A 13,452-nucleotide genomic window follows, 5' to 3' on the forward strand; every position below is an offset into this window, starting at 1 on the left:
GCTCACCCGCCCCGAGTGGCTCCGCCCCGCCCCGCTCCCGGGTGGCTCACCCGCCCCGAGTGGCTCCGCCCCGCCCCGCTCCCGGGTGGCTCACCCGCCCCGAGTGGTTCCGCCCCGCCCCGCTCCCGGGCGGCTCACCCGCCCCGAGTGGTTCCGCCCCGCCCCGCTCCCGGGCGGCTCACCCGCCCCGAGTGGCTCCGCCCCGCCCCGAGTGGTTCCGCCCCGTCCCCGGTGGCTGTTCCGGGACCCTCGTGCGGCCCGTCCCGTGCCCGTTTCTGTCGGCCGACACCGATTCGTACTCCCGGAAGTAGTGACATACCGCTTGGTATGTGAGCAGAATCAGCGCACCCTTACTGCCGCGTAGCGCCCACCGGGAGGACGCCGTGCTGAGCACCATGCAGGACGTACCGCTGACTGTGACCCGCATCCTGAACCATGGGATGACCATCCACGGGAAGTCGCAGGTGACGACCTGGACCGGCGAACCGGAGCCGCACCGGCGTACTTTCGCCGACATCGGGAGGCGTGCCTCGCAACTGGCGCACGCCCTGCGGGACGAGCTGGGTGTCGACGGCGACCAGCGAGTCGCGACCCTCATGTGGAACAACGCCGAGCATGTCGAGGCGTATCTGGCGATCCCTTCGATGGGCGCCGTACTGCACACGCTCAACCTGCGTCTCCCGGCCGAGCAGCTGGTCTGGATCGTCGACCACGCCGACGACAAGGTCGTCCTCGTCAACGGTTCGCTGCTGCCGCTGCTCGCACCGCTGCTCCCCCACCTGCCCTCCATCGAGCACGTGGTGGTGTCCGGCCCCGGTGACCGCTCCGTGCTCGACGGCGCCGTGCCGCGGGTGCACGAGTACGAGGAGCTGATCGCCGGGCGTCCCACCGGCTACGACTGGCCCGAGCTGGACGAACGCCAGGCAGCCGCCATGTGCTACACCTCCGGGACCACGGGGGACCCCAAGGGAGTCGTCTACTCCCACCGCTCCATCTACCTGCACTCCATGCAGGTCAACATGGCCGAGTCGATGGGGCTGACCGACAAGGACACGACCCTGGTCGTCGTGCCCCAGTTCCATGTGAACGCCTGGGGGCTGCCGCACGCGACGTTCATGACCGGCATCAACATGCTGATGCCCGACCGCTTCCTCCAGCCGGCTCCGCTCGCCGAGATGATCGAGCGGGAACGGCCGTCGCACGCCGCGGCCGTTCCCACCATCTGGCAGGGGCTGCTCGCGGAGGTCACCGCCAATCCGCGCGACCTCTCCTCCATGGCCAGCGTCACCATCGGCGGAGCGGCCTGCCCGCCGTCCCTGATGGAGGCGTACGACAAGCTCGGCGTCCGGCTCTGCCACGCCTGGGGCATGACGGAGACCTCGCCGCTCGGCACCATGTCCAACCCGCCCGCCGGGCTGACCGACGAGCAGGAGTGGCCGTACCGCATCACCCAGGGACGTTTTCCGGCCGGTGTCGAGGCGCGTCTGACCGGCCCGGGCGGGGAACAGCTGCCGTGGGACGGCGAGTCAGCGGGGGAGCTGGAGGTCCGAGGCCCCTGGATCGCCGGTGCGTACTACGGCGGTGCGGACGGCGAGGCCCTGCGTCCCGAGGACAAGTTCAGCGAGGACGGCTGGCTGAAGACGGGTGATGTCGGGGTGATCAGCGCCGAGGGGTACCTCACGCTGACCGACCGGGCCAAGGACGTCATCAAGTCCGGCGGCGAGTGGATCTCCAGCGTCGACCTGGAGAACGCGATCATGGCGCACCCGGACGTGGCCGAAGCCGCGGTCGTAGCCGTCCCCGACGAGAAGTGGGGCGAGCGCCCCCTCGCGACCGTCGTCCTCAAGGAGGGCGCCACCGCCGACTACGCGGCGCTCCGGACCTTCCTCGCCCAGTCCGTGGCCAAGTGGCAGCTGCCGGAGCGCTGGACGATCGTCCCGGCGGTGCCGAAGACGAGCGTGGGTAAGTTCGACAAGAAGGTGATCCGCAGGCAGTACGCCGAAGGCGAGCTGGACGTCACGCAGCTCTGAGCCGGGCGGCCGGCCCGAGCCCCGGGAACGCCACGAACAGGGCGGCCCGGGGCGCCGTGGCGGGGTTCCGGCGTACGGGCAGGTCCGGCCGTCGGTGTGTTCGTGGCCGGGCCCTGGTACTCGGCGGGGTCCGGCCGCCGGTACGCCGCGGCTGAGCCTCGGTGCACGTCGGGTCCGGCCGTCCGTACGTGGTGGCTGGGCCCCGGTACACGGCGAGGGCGGTACGGGAAGATCCGTACCGCCCTCGCCGTGTGCGTCCGAAGACGTCAGGGCGTCAGTTCGTCCCTATCTTCGCCAGCAGGTCCACGATCCGGGACTGCACCTCGTCGCTCGTCGAACGCTCGGCGAGGAAGAGCACCGTCTCACCGGAGGCGAGCCGCGGCAGGTCCGACTCCTCCATGCCGGCCGAGGTGTAGACGACCAGCGGCGTGTGGTTCAGCGCGCCGTTCGCGCGGAGCCAGTCGATGATCCCGGCGCGCCGACGGCGTACCTGCATCAGGTCCATCACCACCAGATTCGGCCGTATCCGGGTGGCGAGATCGACCGCCTCGCTGTCGCCCGAGGCCCGGGCGACCTGCATGCCGCGGCGCTCCAGCGTCTCCGTCAGCGCCAGCGCGATCTCCTCGTGCTCCTCGATCACCAGGACCCGCGGCGGATGCTGTTCGCTGTCGCGCGGGGCGAGCGCCTTGAGGAGGACGGCCGGGTCGGCACCGTACGCCGCTTCCCTGCTCGCCTGCCCCAGACCGGCCGTCACCAGCACAGGGACCTCCGCCGCGACGGCCGCCTGACGCAGCGACTGCAGCGCCGTACGGGTGATCGGCCCGGTCAGCGGGTCGACGAACAGCGCGGCGGGGAACGCGGCGATCTGGGCATCGACCTCCTCGCGGGAGTGCACGATCACCGGGCGGTATCCGCGGTCGCTGAGGGCCTGCTGGGTGGAGACGTCCGGGGCCGGCCAGACGAGCAGCCGGCGCGGGTTGTCGAGCGGCTCCGGGGGCAGTTCGTCGTCGACTGGCTGCGGCTGCGGACGGTTGGCCACCTCGACGGCGCCACCGGGGCCGTCCAGCGGCTCCGGCCCCTCGGCGCCCTCGTCGGGCGCCCCTATGGCATACGCACGCCCCTCGGAGGCGGGCGGGGACAAGAGCTGACCGGATCCCTGCACGGTGCTTCCCTGCGTCCCGGCCGGCTGTGGCGGAACAGGGGCCGTGACGGGCTGCGGCGGCACGGGCGCCGTGGCAGGCGGAGCCGGACGCTCGGCCTCGGGCGGGGCGGCGAGCTTACGGCGCCGCCCGGCACCGCCGAGCGTCTGGTTCTGCTGGTGCGCGAGGTGCTGGGCGAACGGCACGCCCTGCCCCAGCGTCCGCACGCTGAACGCACGGCCCTGCGTGGAATCCGACGAAGCCGGCATGGGCGCCTCGGCAGGCAGCGGCTGGCGTCGCGCGTCCGGTACGGGGGCCGGCGCGTTGCTGTCGGCCGGATGCTGCCCCGTCGTGGGAAGGGACGCGGGTTCCGGCACGGGTGCGGGTTCCGGCACGGACCCGGGGCCGGCCGGTGCGGCGGCGGCGCCCGTGGTGTGCGCGGTGCTGCCCGAGCCCGCCCAGGACTCGTCGCCGGGCTGCTTCACGCCGCCCTCGTGCGGCGGCGCGGCCGGGCCCGGAACCGAGGTGCCGGTCTCGGCCCAGTCCGGCTGCGGAGGGACGGCGGGCAGCGGCTGCCCGGGGACGGGATGACCCGGCCGGGCCTGCGGCTCCGGCGCCTCCGAGGGCCGTGCCCTCCTGCGGCCGGACGGCACGGGGTGCGGCTGCGGCGGGGTGTGGTCCGCGTCCGGCGCCGTCCGTACGGCGTCGTGCCGCTCGGGCAGCGGTCCGTCCTGGTCGGAGGCCGGCCGGGCACCGGGCAGTGGCGGAGTCGGCTCGGGCGCGGCAGGGGCCAGGGCAGGTTGCGGAGCCGGCGACGACGGGGCGACGACGGACGGCGGTGCCACGACGGGCGAGCCGGGAGCCGTCGGCGGGATCCGGTCCGCCGCGGCGGGCGGCAGCGCGAAGGCGGTACGGGGACCCGAGGGCTCAGCCGCGGCGGCGCGTTCCTGTGCCGCCGCGAGAGCACGGCGGGCCCGCCGCCCTCCGGGCTGCTGCGGCGCCTGGTCCGGCTGAGGCTGCTGCCCGGGGGCCTCGGAAGAGGCGAGGGCAGGCAGCGCCGGACGGCCGCCGCCCTGACGGCCCGAGGCGTTCTGGGGAACGCCCTGGGGCGGTACCGTCTGCCCGCGCTGCGGGCGGCCGCCGCCACCCTGCGCGCCCTCGGCCGCCGTGACGACGGATCCCTCGGAGGGGGCTGAAGCCGCGGCGGGGAGCGCCAGCGCCTGCCGGGGCTGCCCGGCCGCGGCCTCCGCACCCGACTCCGCGGGGCTGGGCCGGCCGCGCCTGCGACCGGAGCCCTCGCTCCGCTGGGGCGGGGCCATGTCCTGTTCCCGCTGCTCCTGTGCGGGAGTGGAATCGCGGCGTGCCCGGCGCCGGCCGGTGGGCTCCGCAGCCGCGGTGTCCCCGGACTCCGGACCGGCCGCTCCCGAGTCGACGGGGCTGTCCAGGAACGCGTCCGTCGATGCCCTGCGCGCCCTTCGCCGGCCGCCCTGCGAGGGCTGCGAGGGCTGCGGGGCGGGTTCCGCCACAGCGGCTTCCTGAGGGGCGGGGATGGGCTCGGGCACAACGGTCCCCGCGCCCGTTCCGAGCGGCACCTCCAGGACGTACGCGCTGCCGCTCATCCCCGGCATCTCATGCGTCTGGAGCACACCACCGTGCGCGCGTACGATCCCGCGCACGATCGGCACATGCACAGGGTCGCCGCCGGCGAAGGGCCCACGGACCTCGATCCGTACGACGTCGCCCCGCTGCGCCGCGGCGACGACGACCGTGGAGTCGACGTAGCCGCCGCCCGGCACCGGCCGGGTCTTGCCGGTCGAGTCGACACCGGCCACGTCGGCGACGAGATGGGCGAGCGCCGTGATCAGCCGGCCCGCGTCGACCTCGGCCTCGATCGGCGGCGCGTGCACCGCGAACTGCGCCCGCCCGGGCCCGATCAGCTCGACGGCGCCGTCGACGGCCGCGGTCACCACGGCGTCGAGAAGCACCGTCTGCTTGACGAGCTCCTCGGCCCCGGTGTCCAGACGCTGGTAGCTGAGTACGTTGTCGACGAGCGTCGTCATGCGCGCGTAGCCCGCGGCGAGGTGGTGCAGGATCTGGTTGGCCTCGGGCCAGAGCTGGCCGGCCGGGTCGGCGGCGAGAGCCGAGAGCTCACCGCGCAGCTCCTCCAGCGGGCCGCGCAGGGACTCTCCCAGCACGGCGGTCAGCTGGTCGTGCCGCGCACCGAGGCCGGTGAGACGCTCCGACTGCTCCTCGAGCTCGGAGGCGTACCGCTCGGTCCGGTCGGCGGACTCGGCCGCGTGCTGCTCGGTGAGCGTGGCGACCTCGGCCCGGTGGCTCTCGGTCAGCTCGGCGACCTCGGCCCGGTGGCTCTCGGTGAGCTCGGCGATCTCGGCAGCGTGGCGTTCGGTCAGCCCGGAGACCTCTCCGGTGTGCTGCTGCGTCAGCTCCTCGTAGGGCCTGCGGTCGGTGAACGTCATGACGGCGCCGACCAGCTGGTCCCCGTCGCGTACCGGCGCAGTCGTCAGGTCCACCGGTACCTGGGCACCGCTCTTGGACCAGAGGACCTGCCCGCGTACCCGGTGCTTGCGCCCGGACTTCAGGGTGTCGGCGAGCGGCGACTCCTCGTACGGGAACGGCTCGCCCTCCGCGCGTGAGTGCAGGATCAGCGGGTGGAGTTCCTGACCGCCGAGGTCACTGGCGCGGAAGCCGAGGATCTGGGCGGCGGCAGGGTTGACGAGGACGACCCGGCCGTCCGTGTCCGTGCCGACGACACCCTCGGAGGCGGCCCGCAGGATCATCTCGGTCTGGCGCTGCGAACGGGCCAGCTCGGCCTCGGTGTCGACGGTGCCGGAGAGATCCCGCACGACGAGCATGAGCAGCTCGTCGCCGGTGTAGCTGGAGTGGATGTCGTTGTAGCCCGCCTGGCCGCTGTCCAGGGAGGCGCTGGTGACCTCGACTGGATAGTCGGTGCCGTCGGTCCGGCGCGCGGTCATCCGCGTCGGCTTCGTCCTGCCCTGCTCGTCCGCAGCATCCGGCCTGCGCATCGACCCCGGGATCAGCCTGGAGTCGAACTCCGGAAGCAGATCGAGCAGTCCGCGCCCCACGAGAGCTGTGCCCGGGGTCTCGAACATTTCGAGGGCGATGGTGTTGGCGTTGACGACCGTGCCGTTGCAGTTGACGAGCAGGAGCCCGTCCGGGAGGGCGTCGAGTATGGCTGCGAGGCGAGCAGCGCCTCGGGATGGCCTGCTGCTCACGAGACGCTTCCTCCCTGAATACCGCACCTTGCCGACAGCGGGCCCCATCCTGCCCCTCGGGCCTCAGGCTGTCACTGGAGGAGTCTAAAGGCAGGGAGCGCATGGCGGGCGGCGGATGAGGGGGAGCTCTCACCAAGGTTCTGTGCACACGGTGTACGCCGGTGGCCCGTGACGTGACCGTGCGCGCCCCCTCTGACGTGCTCGGATACGCCGCAGTGTGTGCCTGGGGTCGGCCCGAAGTGCCCCTGGAACGCGGCGTACAGGCCTCCTGGGAAGGCCCGTACGCGCCCCCGGTGTGCGCCGTCCTGAACGGTTGAAGTCCCGGCGCACGCCCCGCCGAACCGGCTACCTCGCGGAGGGCAGTACCGGAACGAGGTTGTTCCAGCGGGAGATCTCGCAGCCGTTGGCCCGGCTGAAGCGAGCGTCTACGTCCTCCCCCTGCCAGGTGCCCTGGACCCGGGCGGCGGCCGGTCCGCCGGCCTGCTGGGTGCACATGGCGTTGCGGTCCGTGGCCACGAACGGGTTGTTCCCCGACGCCGAGGCCTCGTCCAGCAGGTCGCAGGCACGCTGCGCGGCGGGGTGGCTGCCGCCCGCCGGGCCGCACTCCAGCTCGAAGACCCCGTCGGCCGTCGGATTGCCGGAGTCCGAGACCGTCACGGTGAGCCGGGTCCTCGTGTCCTCGGCCGTCGGCCAGTCCCCCTGGAGGATGGGGAGCGGAGGCAGCGGGACGAGAGGGGACGCGGCGGTGGCGCCGGGCGCGGCGGCGGACAGCGCGGCGAGGGACGCGACAGCGGTGAGGGTGAGACGGCGCAGCATGCGGGGCTCCTGTTGTTCGGGCGCGCCCGGGAGCGCGCCGGCCTGCTCCGGCACGCGCCGGGCACGGGGGGTGATGGGCGGAGGGCGGAGCCCTCGTCCTCTCTAACGCTGCCGACGCCCGCACGTTTCGCAACTCATGGGGGGCCGACAGGAAGAGCCGCGCCCGCGCCCCCTGCCGGGCTCCTGTCAGGAACCCCGGCCGGACGCTTCGAGAACCTTGCCGGGCTCCCGTCCGGAACCGCAGGCCGCGCGCTTCAGGAACCCCGGGCCGGGCTCCCGTCGGGAACCCCGGGCCGGGCGCCTCGGAACCTCGGCCCGGCTCCTTGAGGAACCGCTGACCGGGCCCCGCCGAAAGCCTCGCCACGGCGACCGGTGGGGGAACCGTTCACCGGGTGACCGGGCAGGGTGACCAGCGGGACGACCCCGGCCGGTCCGGCAACTCCGCCGCAGGGCGCTTTGCCTCGCCGCCCACCTGCCTAGTACCGTGGGCGGCGATTGGTGACAGCGCGCTCGACTGTGTCATCATCTGCACGCACCACTCGCGCTCGCGCGGGGTGTGCTGGAGGCGTCGCCTAGTCCGGTCTATGGCGCCGCACTGCTAATGCGGTTTGGGTCTTAAAGCCCATCGAGGGTTCAAATCCCTCCGCCTCCGCAAGATCCGAAGCCCCGTGCCCCAGGCACGGGGCTTCGGTCGTATCCGGTGCGCGGAAACCCGCTTCAGAACGGCGTTTTCGCAGGTCGGATGGGGTTTGGCTAATGGATTTCGCGTCACGGCGCAGGTCATGTAATGTTGTTCTCGCAACGCCGACCGGGGAGAAAAACCCGGGGAGCAAGGCCAAGGATCACACCAAGGCCACGCACTCGTAGCTTAACGGATAGAGCATCTGACTACGGATCAGAAGGTTGCAGGTTCGAATCCTGCCGAGTGCACACAGCTCAGAGGCCCCCTGGACACCGTCCAGGGGGCCTTTGACATCAGCGGGTGACATCAACGTCCCCCTGGAGCGCCCGATGGCAGCGCACTTCACCTATGTAGGCCGGGCCGACGACGCGTAGAAGGCATCCGACTACAAGATCTCGCCGTTGCGGTCGTCGCCCAAGGCGTCGTCCATCCGGTCCGCAGCCGCGCGCAGCGTCGTGCTCATCACGTGCGCGTAGGTATCCAGCGTCATGGTGATGGTGCTGTGGCCGAGCGTCTCCATGATCGTGCGCGCGTCGACCCCCTGGGCCAGCAACAGCGAAGCGCACGTGTGCCGCAGGTCGTGCACCCGCACTCGCCGCACTTTGGCCTCCCGACACAGGATGGTGAGCATTCGGTTCAGGCTGCGCGGGTCCGTGACGCGGCCCGTCACGGTCGTGAAGATCAGACCAGTCGGATGCTCGGGCACCGGCTGCCACTTCTTGCCGGCCACCTTGCGCTCCAGCTCTTGGCGCTCGCGGTGCTCCGTGAGTGCTCGTACGCACCCCTTGGGCAATGCCACCGTGCGCACGGACCTTGCAGTCTTCGGGGTACCGAAGATCAGTTCACGTCGGATGCGCTGGACGTTCCTCCGGACACGGAGCTGGCCGCCGGAAAGGTCGATGTCCGACCACGTGAGCCCAAGGGCCTCCCCACGGCGCAGGCCGGTTGAGATGAGCAGCAGCCACAGCGCATGCATGCGGTGAGCCTGAGCGGTCCTGAGCAGCATGCGCACTTCCCCAGCATCCAGCGGACGCACCTCCTTGGGGTCGACTGTGGGGGTCTCCACGATCCGCGCGACGTTTCGGGCGATCAGTTCTTCCCGCATCGCCTGCTGTAGCGCAGACCGGAGAACCGCGTGGATGTACTGCACTGTGCGGGCTGACGGCCGGCGTTTGCAGCAGCGCCCAACCGCGCAGCAGTTGCGCTTGCCTTCGGGCTTTTCCTTGTCGGCCCCTCGGAGGCAGCAGAGGCAAGAGGCCTTGAACTCCGTCAGGAACCGCCGGACATCCGCCGGGGACAGCCGGTTGAGCCTCTTCTTGCCGAGCGCGGGACGGATGTAGAGGCGAGAGAGGCCCTCATAGCTGTTCAGTGTCGCGGGCTTGAGCCGTTCCGGTGCGACTGCGGCCAACCAGTAGGTGAGGTAGTCGCCGAACGACATCGTGGATGAGGCGGCCGGAATGCCCTGCCGAGTCTTCTCCTGCAACTCGGTGAGCTTTCCTGCCACCTCCTCCCGGGTCTTGCCGTAGACGAACTTCCGCGTCCGAGTCCCGTCCGGACGGTAGACGTAGGCAGCCGCGTGGTACCTGCCGTCCTTGCGCTTCGTGATTGTTCCCTCGCCGTTGGCTCGACGCTTCGCCATCAGGCTGTCTCCTCAAGTCGGTCTTGCATGTACTGGTGCACTGCCGAGACCGGAACCCTGCGGGCGCGGCCAGCGGTGAAGCTGTGGAGCTGCTTGGAGCGAAAGAGGTCGTAAACCTTGCTGCGGCTGAGGCGCAGCGCGTGCATGACCTCAGGAACCGTGAGTGCTTCGGGCAGAGGGGGAGCGATGGTCGGCACGACGAACCTCCGGGAACGTGAGGGGCCTTGGGACCCTTCCGGGGCAGGCAGCGGAAGTGGCGGGCGCCCCGGGGATCGGGGACCCGCTCTCAGGGCTGTGCCTGTCCGAGGTGCGGATTTCTGCGTCACAGCGTCACGAGCGTCACGCGGGCTTCTGACCTGTGGTTTTGCGTGACGCAAGGGTGTGGGGTGCGTCATCGGTGCGTCACGGGCTGCGTCACGGCGTGACGCAGGTGACGCAGGATGACGCAGAGATTTTCGTCTGCGTCACGCCTGTAGCCGCAGGTCAGGGGCGTTTTTTCCGTCCGTGTGACGCTGTGACGCAGAGCTTCCCTACTTAGGAAAAAAGAAGGGGCGTCTGTTGTAGTCCGGTGGCCTCATAGAGCGTGAATGAGGGGCCGCTGCGCGGCACGACCATTGGGGCGGCGTTCCGCCGAACAGCAAGAAGAGCACGCGCTCCCCGGGGGCTGGTGCTCTTCTTGCTGTTCGCGCGAACGGGCTGCGGATCAGAACGCTTCCGCCTGCTCGTGTGGGGGCGGGGTGGCCCGGCGGGTCATTTCGAGGTAGCGACCCTCTCGGGTGCGGCCCGAGTCGATGAGGACTCCCCGGGCGGCCAGGGTCGGTTGGAGGCGCTTGAGACGGTCGGAGAGGACTTTGCCGGTGGTCGGCCACCCCTTAGGTAGGGGCCGCAGCTCGTCGCCGCTGTAGGCGCCGCCGAGGCAGTGCAGCCACTGGGTGGAGGTCATGCGCTGCTCGCCGCCTGGTTCGATGGTGTCGGCGTGCTGGAGGACGGTCTGCGCGAGGAGGTCCCCTTCGATCACGTCGTCGTTCAGGTCGTCCAGACTGGCCCGGTAGGCGTTCAGCGCTCCGAGGCTGGACGATGCGTCGAACTGAGCGCACAGGTGGGCGAAGTCGGCCATTCGAAGATCGGTGGGCGTCTCCGCTTCGGCGGCGCGGACCTTGACCGTGAGGTCCAGGAGCGAGCCGAGAATAACGGGCAAGGCTTCCTCGAACTCTGCCCACAGCTCGGCCTCGGTGCGGCGGACGGTGGGGCGCTCCAGCCGTAGTGGCAGGAGTCGTTCCGCAAGGTCGGGGCGGATGACGCCGACGTCGATGCCAGTTAGGAGCAGGGGGCGGCGGTAGCGGGCCCGGTGGACGTCTCCGTCGGTGAACAGGGCGCGCTTCACTGACTCGGCTCCGGTGACGATGCAGCACATGGCGTCGGACAGGTCCGGCGTCATGTGGGAGAGGTTGTCCAGGGCGGTGACCCACCCCGCCGCGACGGCCGCGATCAGGTTCTCCTCGTCTTTCGGCGCCCTGCGTAGGTCGCCGCTCATGCCCTCGATGATCCGGACGAGCATCCGGCCGGCCGTGGACTTTCCCGCGCCCTGCGGGCCGGTGAGGAATGGGGCGGGGACGGGCACCGACGGGCCCAGGCAGCCGATCAGCCACGCCATGGCCAGGCACTCGGTTTCCGCGTTGGTGAAGTTCGTCAGCCGGAACAGCAGGTCGATGCCTTTGCCGTCGGTGTCCTTGACCGGCAGCGGGAGTTCCCCGGTGAGCTGGGTGCGCCGCCAGCACACCTCACGCGGGTCGGGCACGGTGATGTCCCAGCCGGTGGGGTGGATGCGGACGGACTGCCCGTCATTGCGGCCCAGGTCCAGCCACGTCGCCCCGTCGAACCCGGGGGCCACCCGGATCTGCACGGCCTGAGTGGTCTCGGTCAGGGCCAGAGCTTCGATCAAGTCCAGCGCCTCTTTAAGAGCCGTGCCGTTGAACACGCCGCGCCCGTCCTTGAACAGGCCGACCATGAGTTCCTGCCGGTGGCTGCCCGTCGTGCCCTGGGAGCGGATCGGGCGGGCCACGGGGTGGCCGTTTTTCTGCGCGTAGACGGTGCCGTCGGCGGTGCGGAAGTACCGGAAGTGCGCCTGCGCGTAGTCGGTGATGACCTCGCGGGCGGGGTTCTTCTCGTCGTCTGCCATGGTCACAGTCCCAACCGGGTGCGAGCGTTGGTCCACGCGTCGGTGCAGTGCCGGACGGTCTCGCCCTTGGCTTGCGCGGCGGCGAAGAGACGCCCGATGTGGGCGTCGGTCAGGCAGCCGCACCGGCCGTGGGCGGAGAGCACTGCGAGGAAGGTCTGGTAGACCGTGGCGTGCACCGCGCTGGTGGCATCGGTGATGCGCTGCTCGGCCATGGCGATGCCGCGTGCCAGGTAGGCGGGCGTGCGGTGGGGGCACTCCCCGCCCCCGACCGACCCGGGCACGGTGGCGGTGGTCGGTGTCACCCGGACGGTGCAGGGCTTCCTCACGGCCAGGGCGCGTACGGCGTCGGGCAGGGCGGTCATGGTGCCGGTACCGTGTCCGAGCCACCGGGCGTAGGCCATCGCGGATTTGATGTCCACGCCGGGCCGGACCGCGTTCGCGGACTGCATCGTGCCCCGGTAGATCCAGTGCTCACCGCGTGTTGTGGGCACGGTGCGGGTCGCGGGGAGCGTCTCGCGGGCCCAGGTGATGGCGTCGGTGTGGTCGAGGTCGACGACGGTGAGGCCGGTCCCGCCGGGGTGGTAGGCCACGGCAGCGGTCTGCCTCCAGGCCGACGCCCAAGCGGGCCCGGTGAGGATGGCGGGGTCGGTGGTGGCGGCGGCCCAGGCGTGGCAGGGGCGCGGGCAGTCGCAGGGGCCGGGGGTCAGCATGTTCGGCCGGCCGCCGCAGGCGTTGCCCGCGCAGGCTCGGCAGTTCCCGAACGGGAGTTTCCCGGCTCGCAGCGGCAGGACGGGGACCATGCGGGCGGCCAGTTCGAGGGCGGCGGTGAGCAGGGGCCCGTCGGGTGCTCGCCGGATCGGGGCAGGTTGAGTCATGCTGGGTGTCTCCAGTTCTCTGTAGAGGCGTGCTGGACGAGGGCGGCCCCAGGCTTTGGCGAGACGGGGGCCGCCCTTGGTCATGAGGCTTTCGGCCCGCCGGAACGGCGGACGGTGCTCGTGGTGGGCGTGGTCAAGGGGCGGCTGCCGCTCTCCGTGTTCCACCGGCCGGGCCCCGAACCGCAGGGCATCGCGGGGCCGCTGCTGGCGGGCTTGTTGGGCTTTCCTCGGCTGTCGCTCATCTCGGTCTCCTGACCGGTCGTGGTGCGATGCGGGAAGGTGTGGGCCGTTCCTCGGGGTGGTCAGCCGTGGAAGTGGTTGCGCTTGATGACGGCCTTGCGGATGTTGACCGTCGTGGTGCCGCGTTCGCGGCCGGCGGTGAGGACCTGTAGGGCGATGAAGCCGCCGAAGATGACGGCGGCCAGGATGATGAGCTGCTGGACCAGGGCGGCGAGCGCGGCGATGAACGTGGTCAGCAGGACCAGCCCGCCGCAGACGGCGGCGAACCCGATCCCACCGATCGCGATGTTCACCGCCGCGCGAGAGACGAGCGGTTTGGCCGTGACCGGCTCGGGCCGGTTGTGGTCGATGGCGTAGCCGGTGATGACCCGCCCATCCGGCAGCACGATCGACGTCACCGACGGCACGGCGTGGGGCTGCATCGGGGCGAGCGGAGCGGCCGGGTAGGGGGCGAGCGGGGCGGGCTGGTGGATGGTCACGGCCTGCTCGGCGGGCAGGTGGCCGGTGTTCTCGGGGAACATGCGGAATTCCTTCCTCTACTGGGTCAGGGAGGCGGCAGCACCCCTCTCGGGAGGCGCCGTGGAGGGGGTGCGGGGGT

The 13,452-nt window shown here is 71.4% G+C and carries 9 protein-coding genes and 2 tRNA genes; 4 read left to right on the forward strand and 7 right to left on the reverse strand.

The features are described from left to right. Window positions 1-383: 383 nt before the first annotated feature. On the forward strand, window positions 384-2,030 hold the full coding sequence (locus HED23_RS00470; RefSeq protein WP_203181489.1) for a long-chain fatty acid--CoA ligase: 1,647 nt from the start codon (window positions 384-386) through the stop codon (window positions 2,028-2,030). 274 nt (window positions 2,031-2,304) lie between these two features. On the opposite strand, the gene HED23_RS00475 is transcribed toward HED23_RS00470, so the two are convergent. Both HED23_RS00475 and HED23_RS00480 read right to left on the reverse strand, forming a co-directional pair. After that, window positions 2,305-6,423, reverse strand: coding sequence for a PAS domain-containing protein (locus tag HED23_RS00475; protein WP_203181490.1), 4,119 nt, complete (start codon window positions 6,421-6,423; stop codon window positions 2,305-2,307). A gap of 345 nt (window positions 6,424-6,768) precedes the next feature. Then, window positions 6,769-7,239 carry an SSI family serine proteinase inhibitor gene (locus HED23_RS00480; protein ID WP_203181491.1) on the reverse strand — a complete coding sequence of 157 codons (471 nt, stop codon included), beginning with the start codon at window positions 7,237-7,239 and terminating at the stop codon, window positions 6,769-6,771. Between the two features lie 561 nt (window positions 7,240-7,800). Between HED23_RS00480 and HED23_RS00485 the strand changes: the two genes are divergently transcribed. Together HED23_RS00485 and HED23_RS00490 are read left to right on the forward strand one after the other, a co-directional pair. Further along, window positions 7,801-7,891: transfer RNA gene (locus HED23_RS00485), tRNA-Ser, on the forward strand. A gap of 205 nt (window positions 7,892-8,096) precedes the next feature. Next, window positions 8,097-8,169: transfer RNA gene (locus HED23_RS00490), tRNA-Arg, on the forward strand. A 137-nt stretch (window positions 8,170-8,306) separates the two neighbouring features. On the opposite strand, the gene HED23_RS00495 is transcribed toward HED23_RS00490, so the two are convergent. From HED23_RS00495 to HED23_RS00510, 4 genes are all read right to left on the reverse strand, one after another. Further along, a complete protein-coding gene (locus tag HED23_RS00495) occupies window positions 8,307-9,560 on the reverse strand; it encodes a tyrosine-type recombinase/integrase (RefSeq protein WP_203181492.1) in 1,254 nt (417 codons plus the stop codon). Next, window positions 9,560-9,955 carry a helix-turn-helix domain-containing protein gene (locus HED23_RS35950; protein WP_398085526.1) on the reverse strand — a complete coding sequence of 132 codons (396 nt, stop codon included), beginning with the start codon at window positions 9,953-9,955 and terminating at the stop codon, window positions 9,560-9,562. The genes HED23_RS00495 and HED23_RS35950 overlap by 1 nt, the downstream gene beginning before the upstream one ends. Before the next feature lie 308 nt (window positions 9,956-10,263). Beyond that, on the reverse strand, window positions 10,264-11,739 hold the full coding sequence (locus HED23_RS00505) for an ATP-binding protein (protein WP_203181493.1): 1,476 nt from the start codon (window positions 11,737-11,739) through the stop codon (window positions 10,264-10,266). A gap of 2 nt (window positions 11,740-11,741) precedes the next feature. After that, window positions 11,742-12,614, reverse strand: coding sequence for a bifunctional DNA primase/polymerase (locus HED23_RS00510; protein WP_203181494.1), 873 nt, complete (start codon window positions 12,612-12,614; stop codon window positions 11,742-11,744). 123 nt (window positions 12,615-12,737) lie between these two features. Between HED23_RS00510 and HED23_RS35635 the strand changes: the two genes are divergently transcribed. Next, complete coding sequence (locus tag HED23_RS35635; RefSeq protein WP_274382988.1) at window positions 12,738-12,869, forward strand: hypothetical protein; 132 nt, start codon at window positions 12,738-12,740, stop codon at window positions 12,867-12,869. A gap of 47 nt (window positions 12,870-12,916) precedes the next feature. Here HED23_RS35635 and HED23_RS00515 read toward each other — a convergent pair whose 3' ends face one another. Continuing rightward, on the reverse strand, window positions 12,917-13,375 hold the full coding sequence (locus HED23_RS00515) for a hypothetical protein (protein WP_203181495.1): 459 nt from the start codon (window positions 13,373-13,375) through the stop codon (window positions 12,917-12,919). Between the last annotated feature and the right edge of the window lie 77 nt (window positions 13,376-13,452).

It is taken from the genome of Streptomyces pratensis (genome assembly GCF_016804005.1).
In the GTDB taxonomy this organism is placed as follows: Bacteria; Actinomycetota; Actinomycetes; order Streptomycetales; family Streptomycetaceae; genus Streptomyces; species Streptomyces pratensis_A.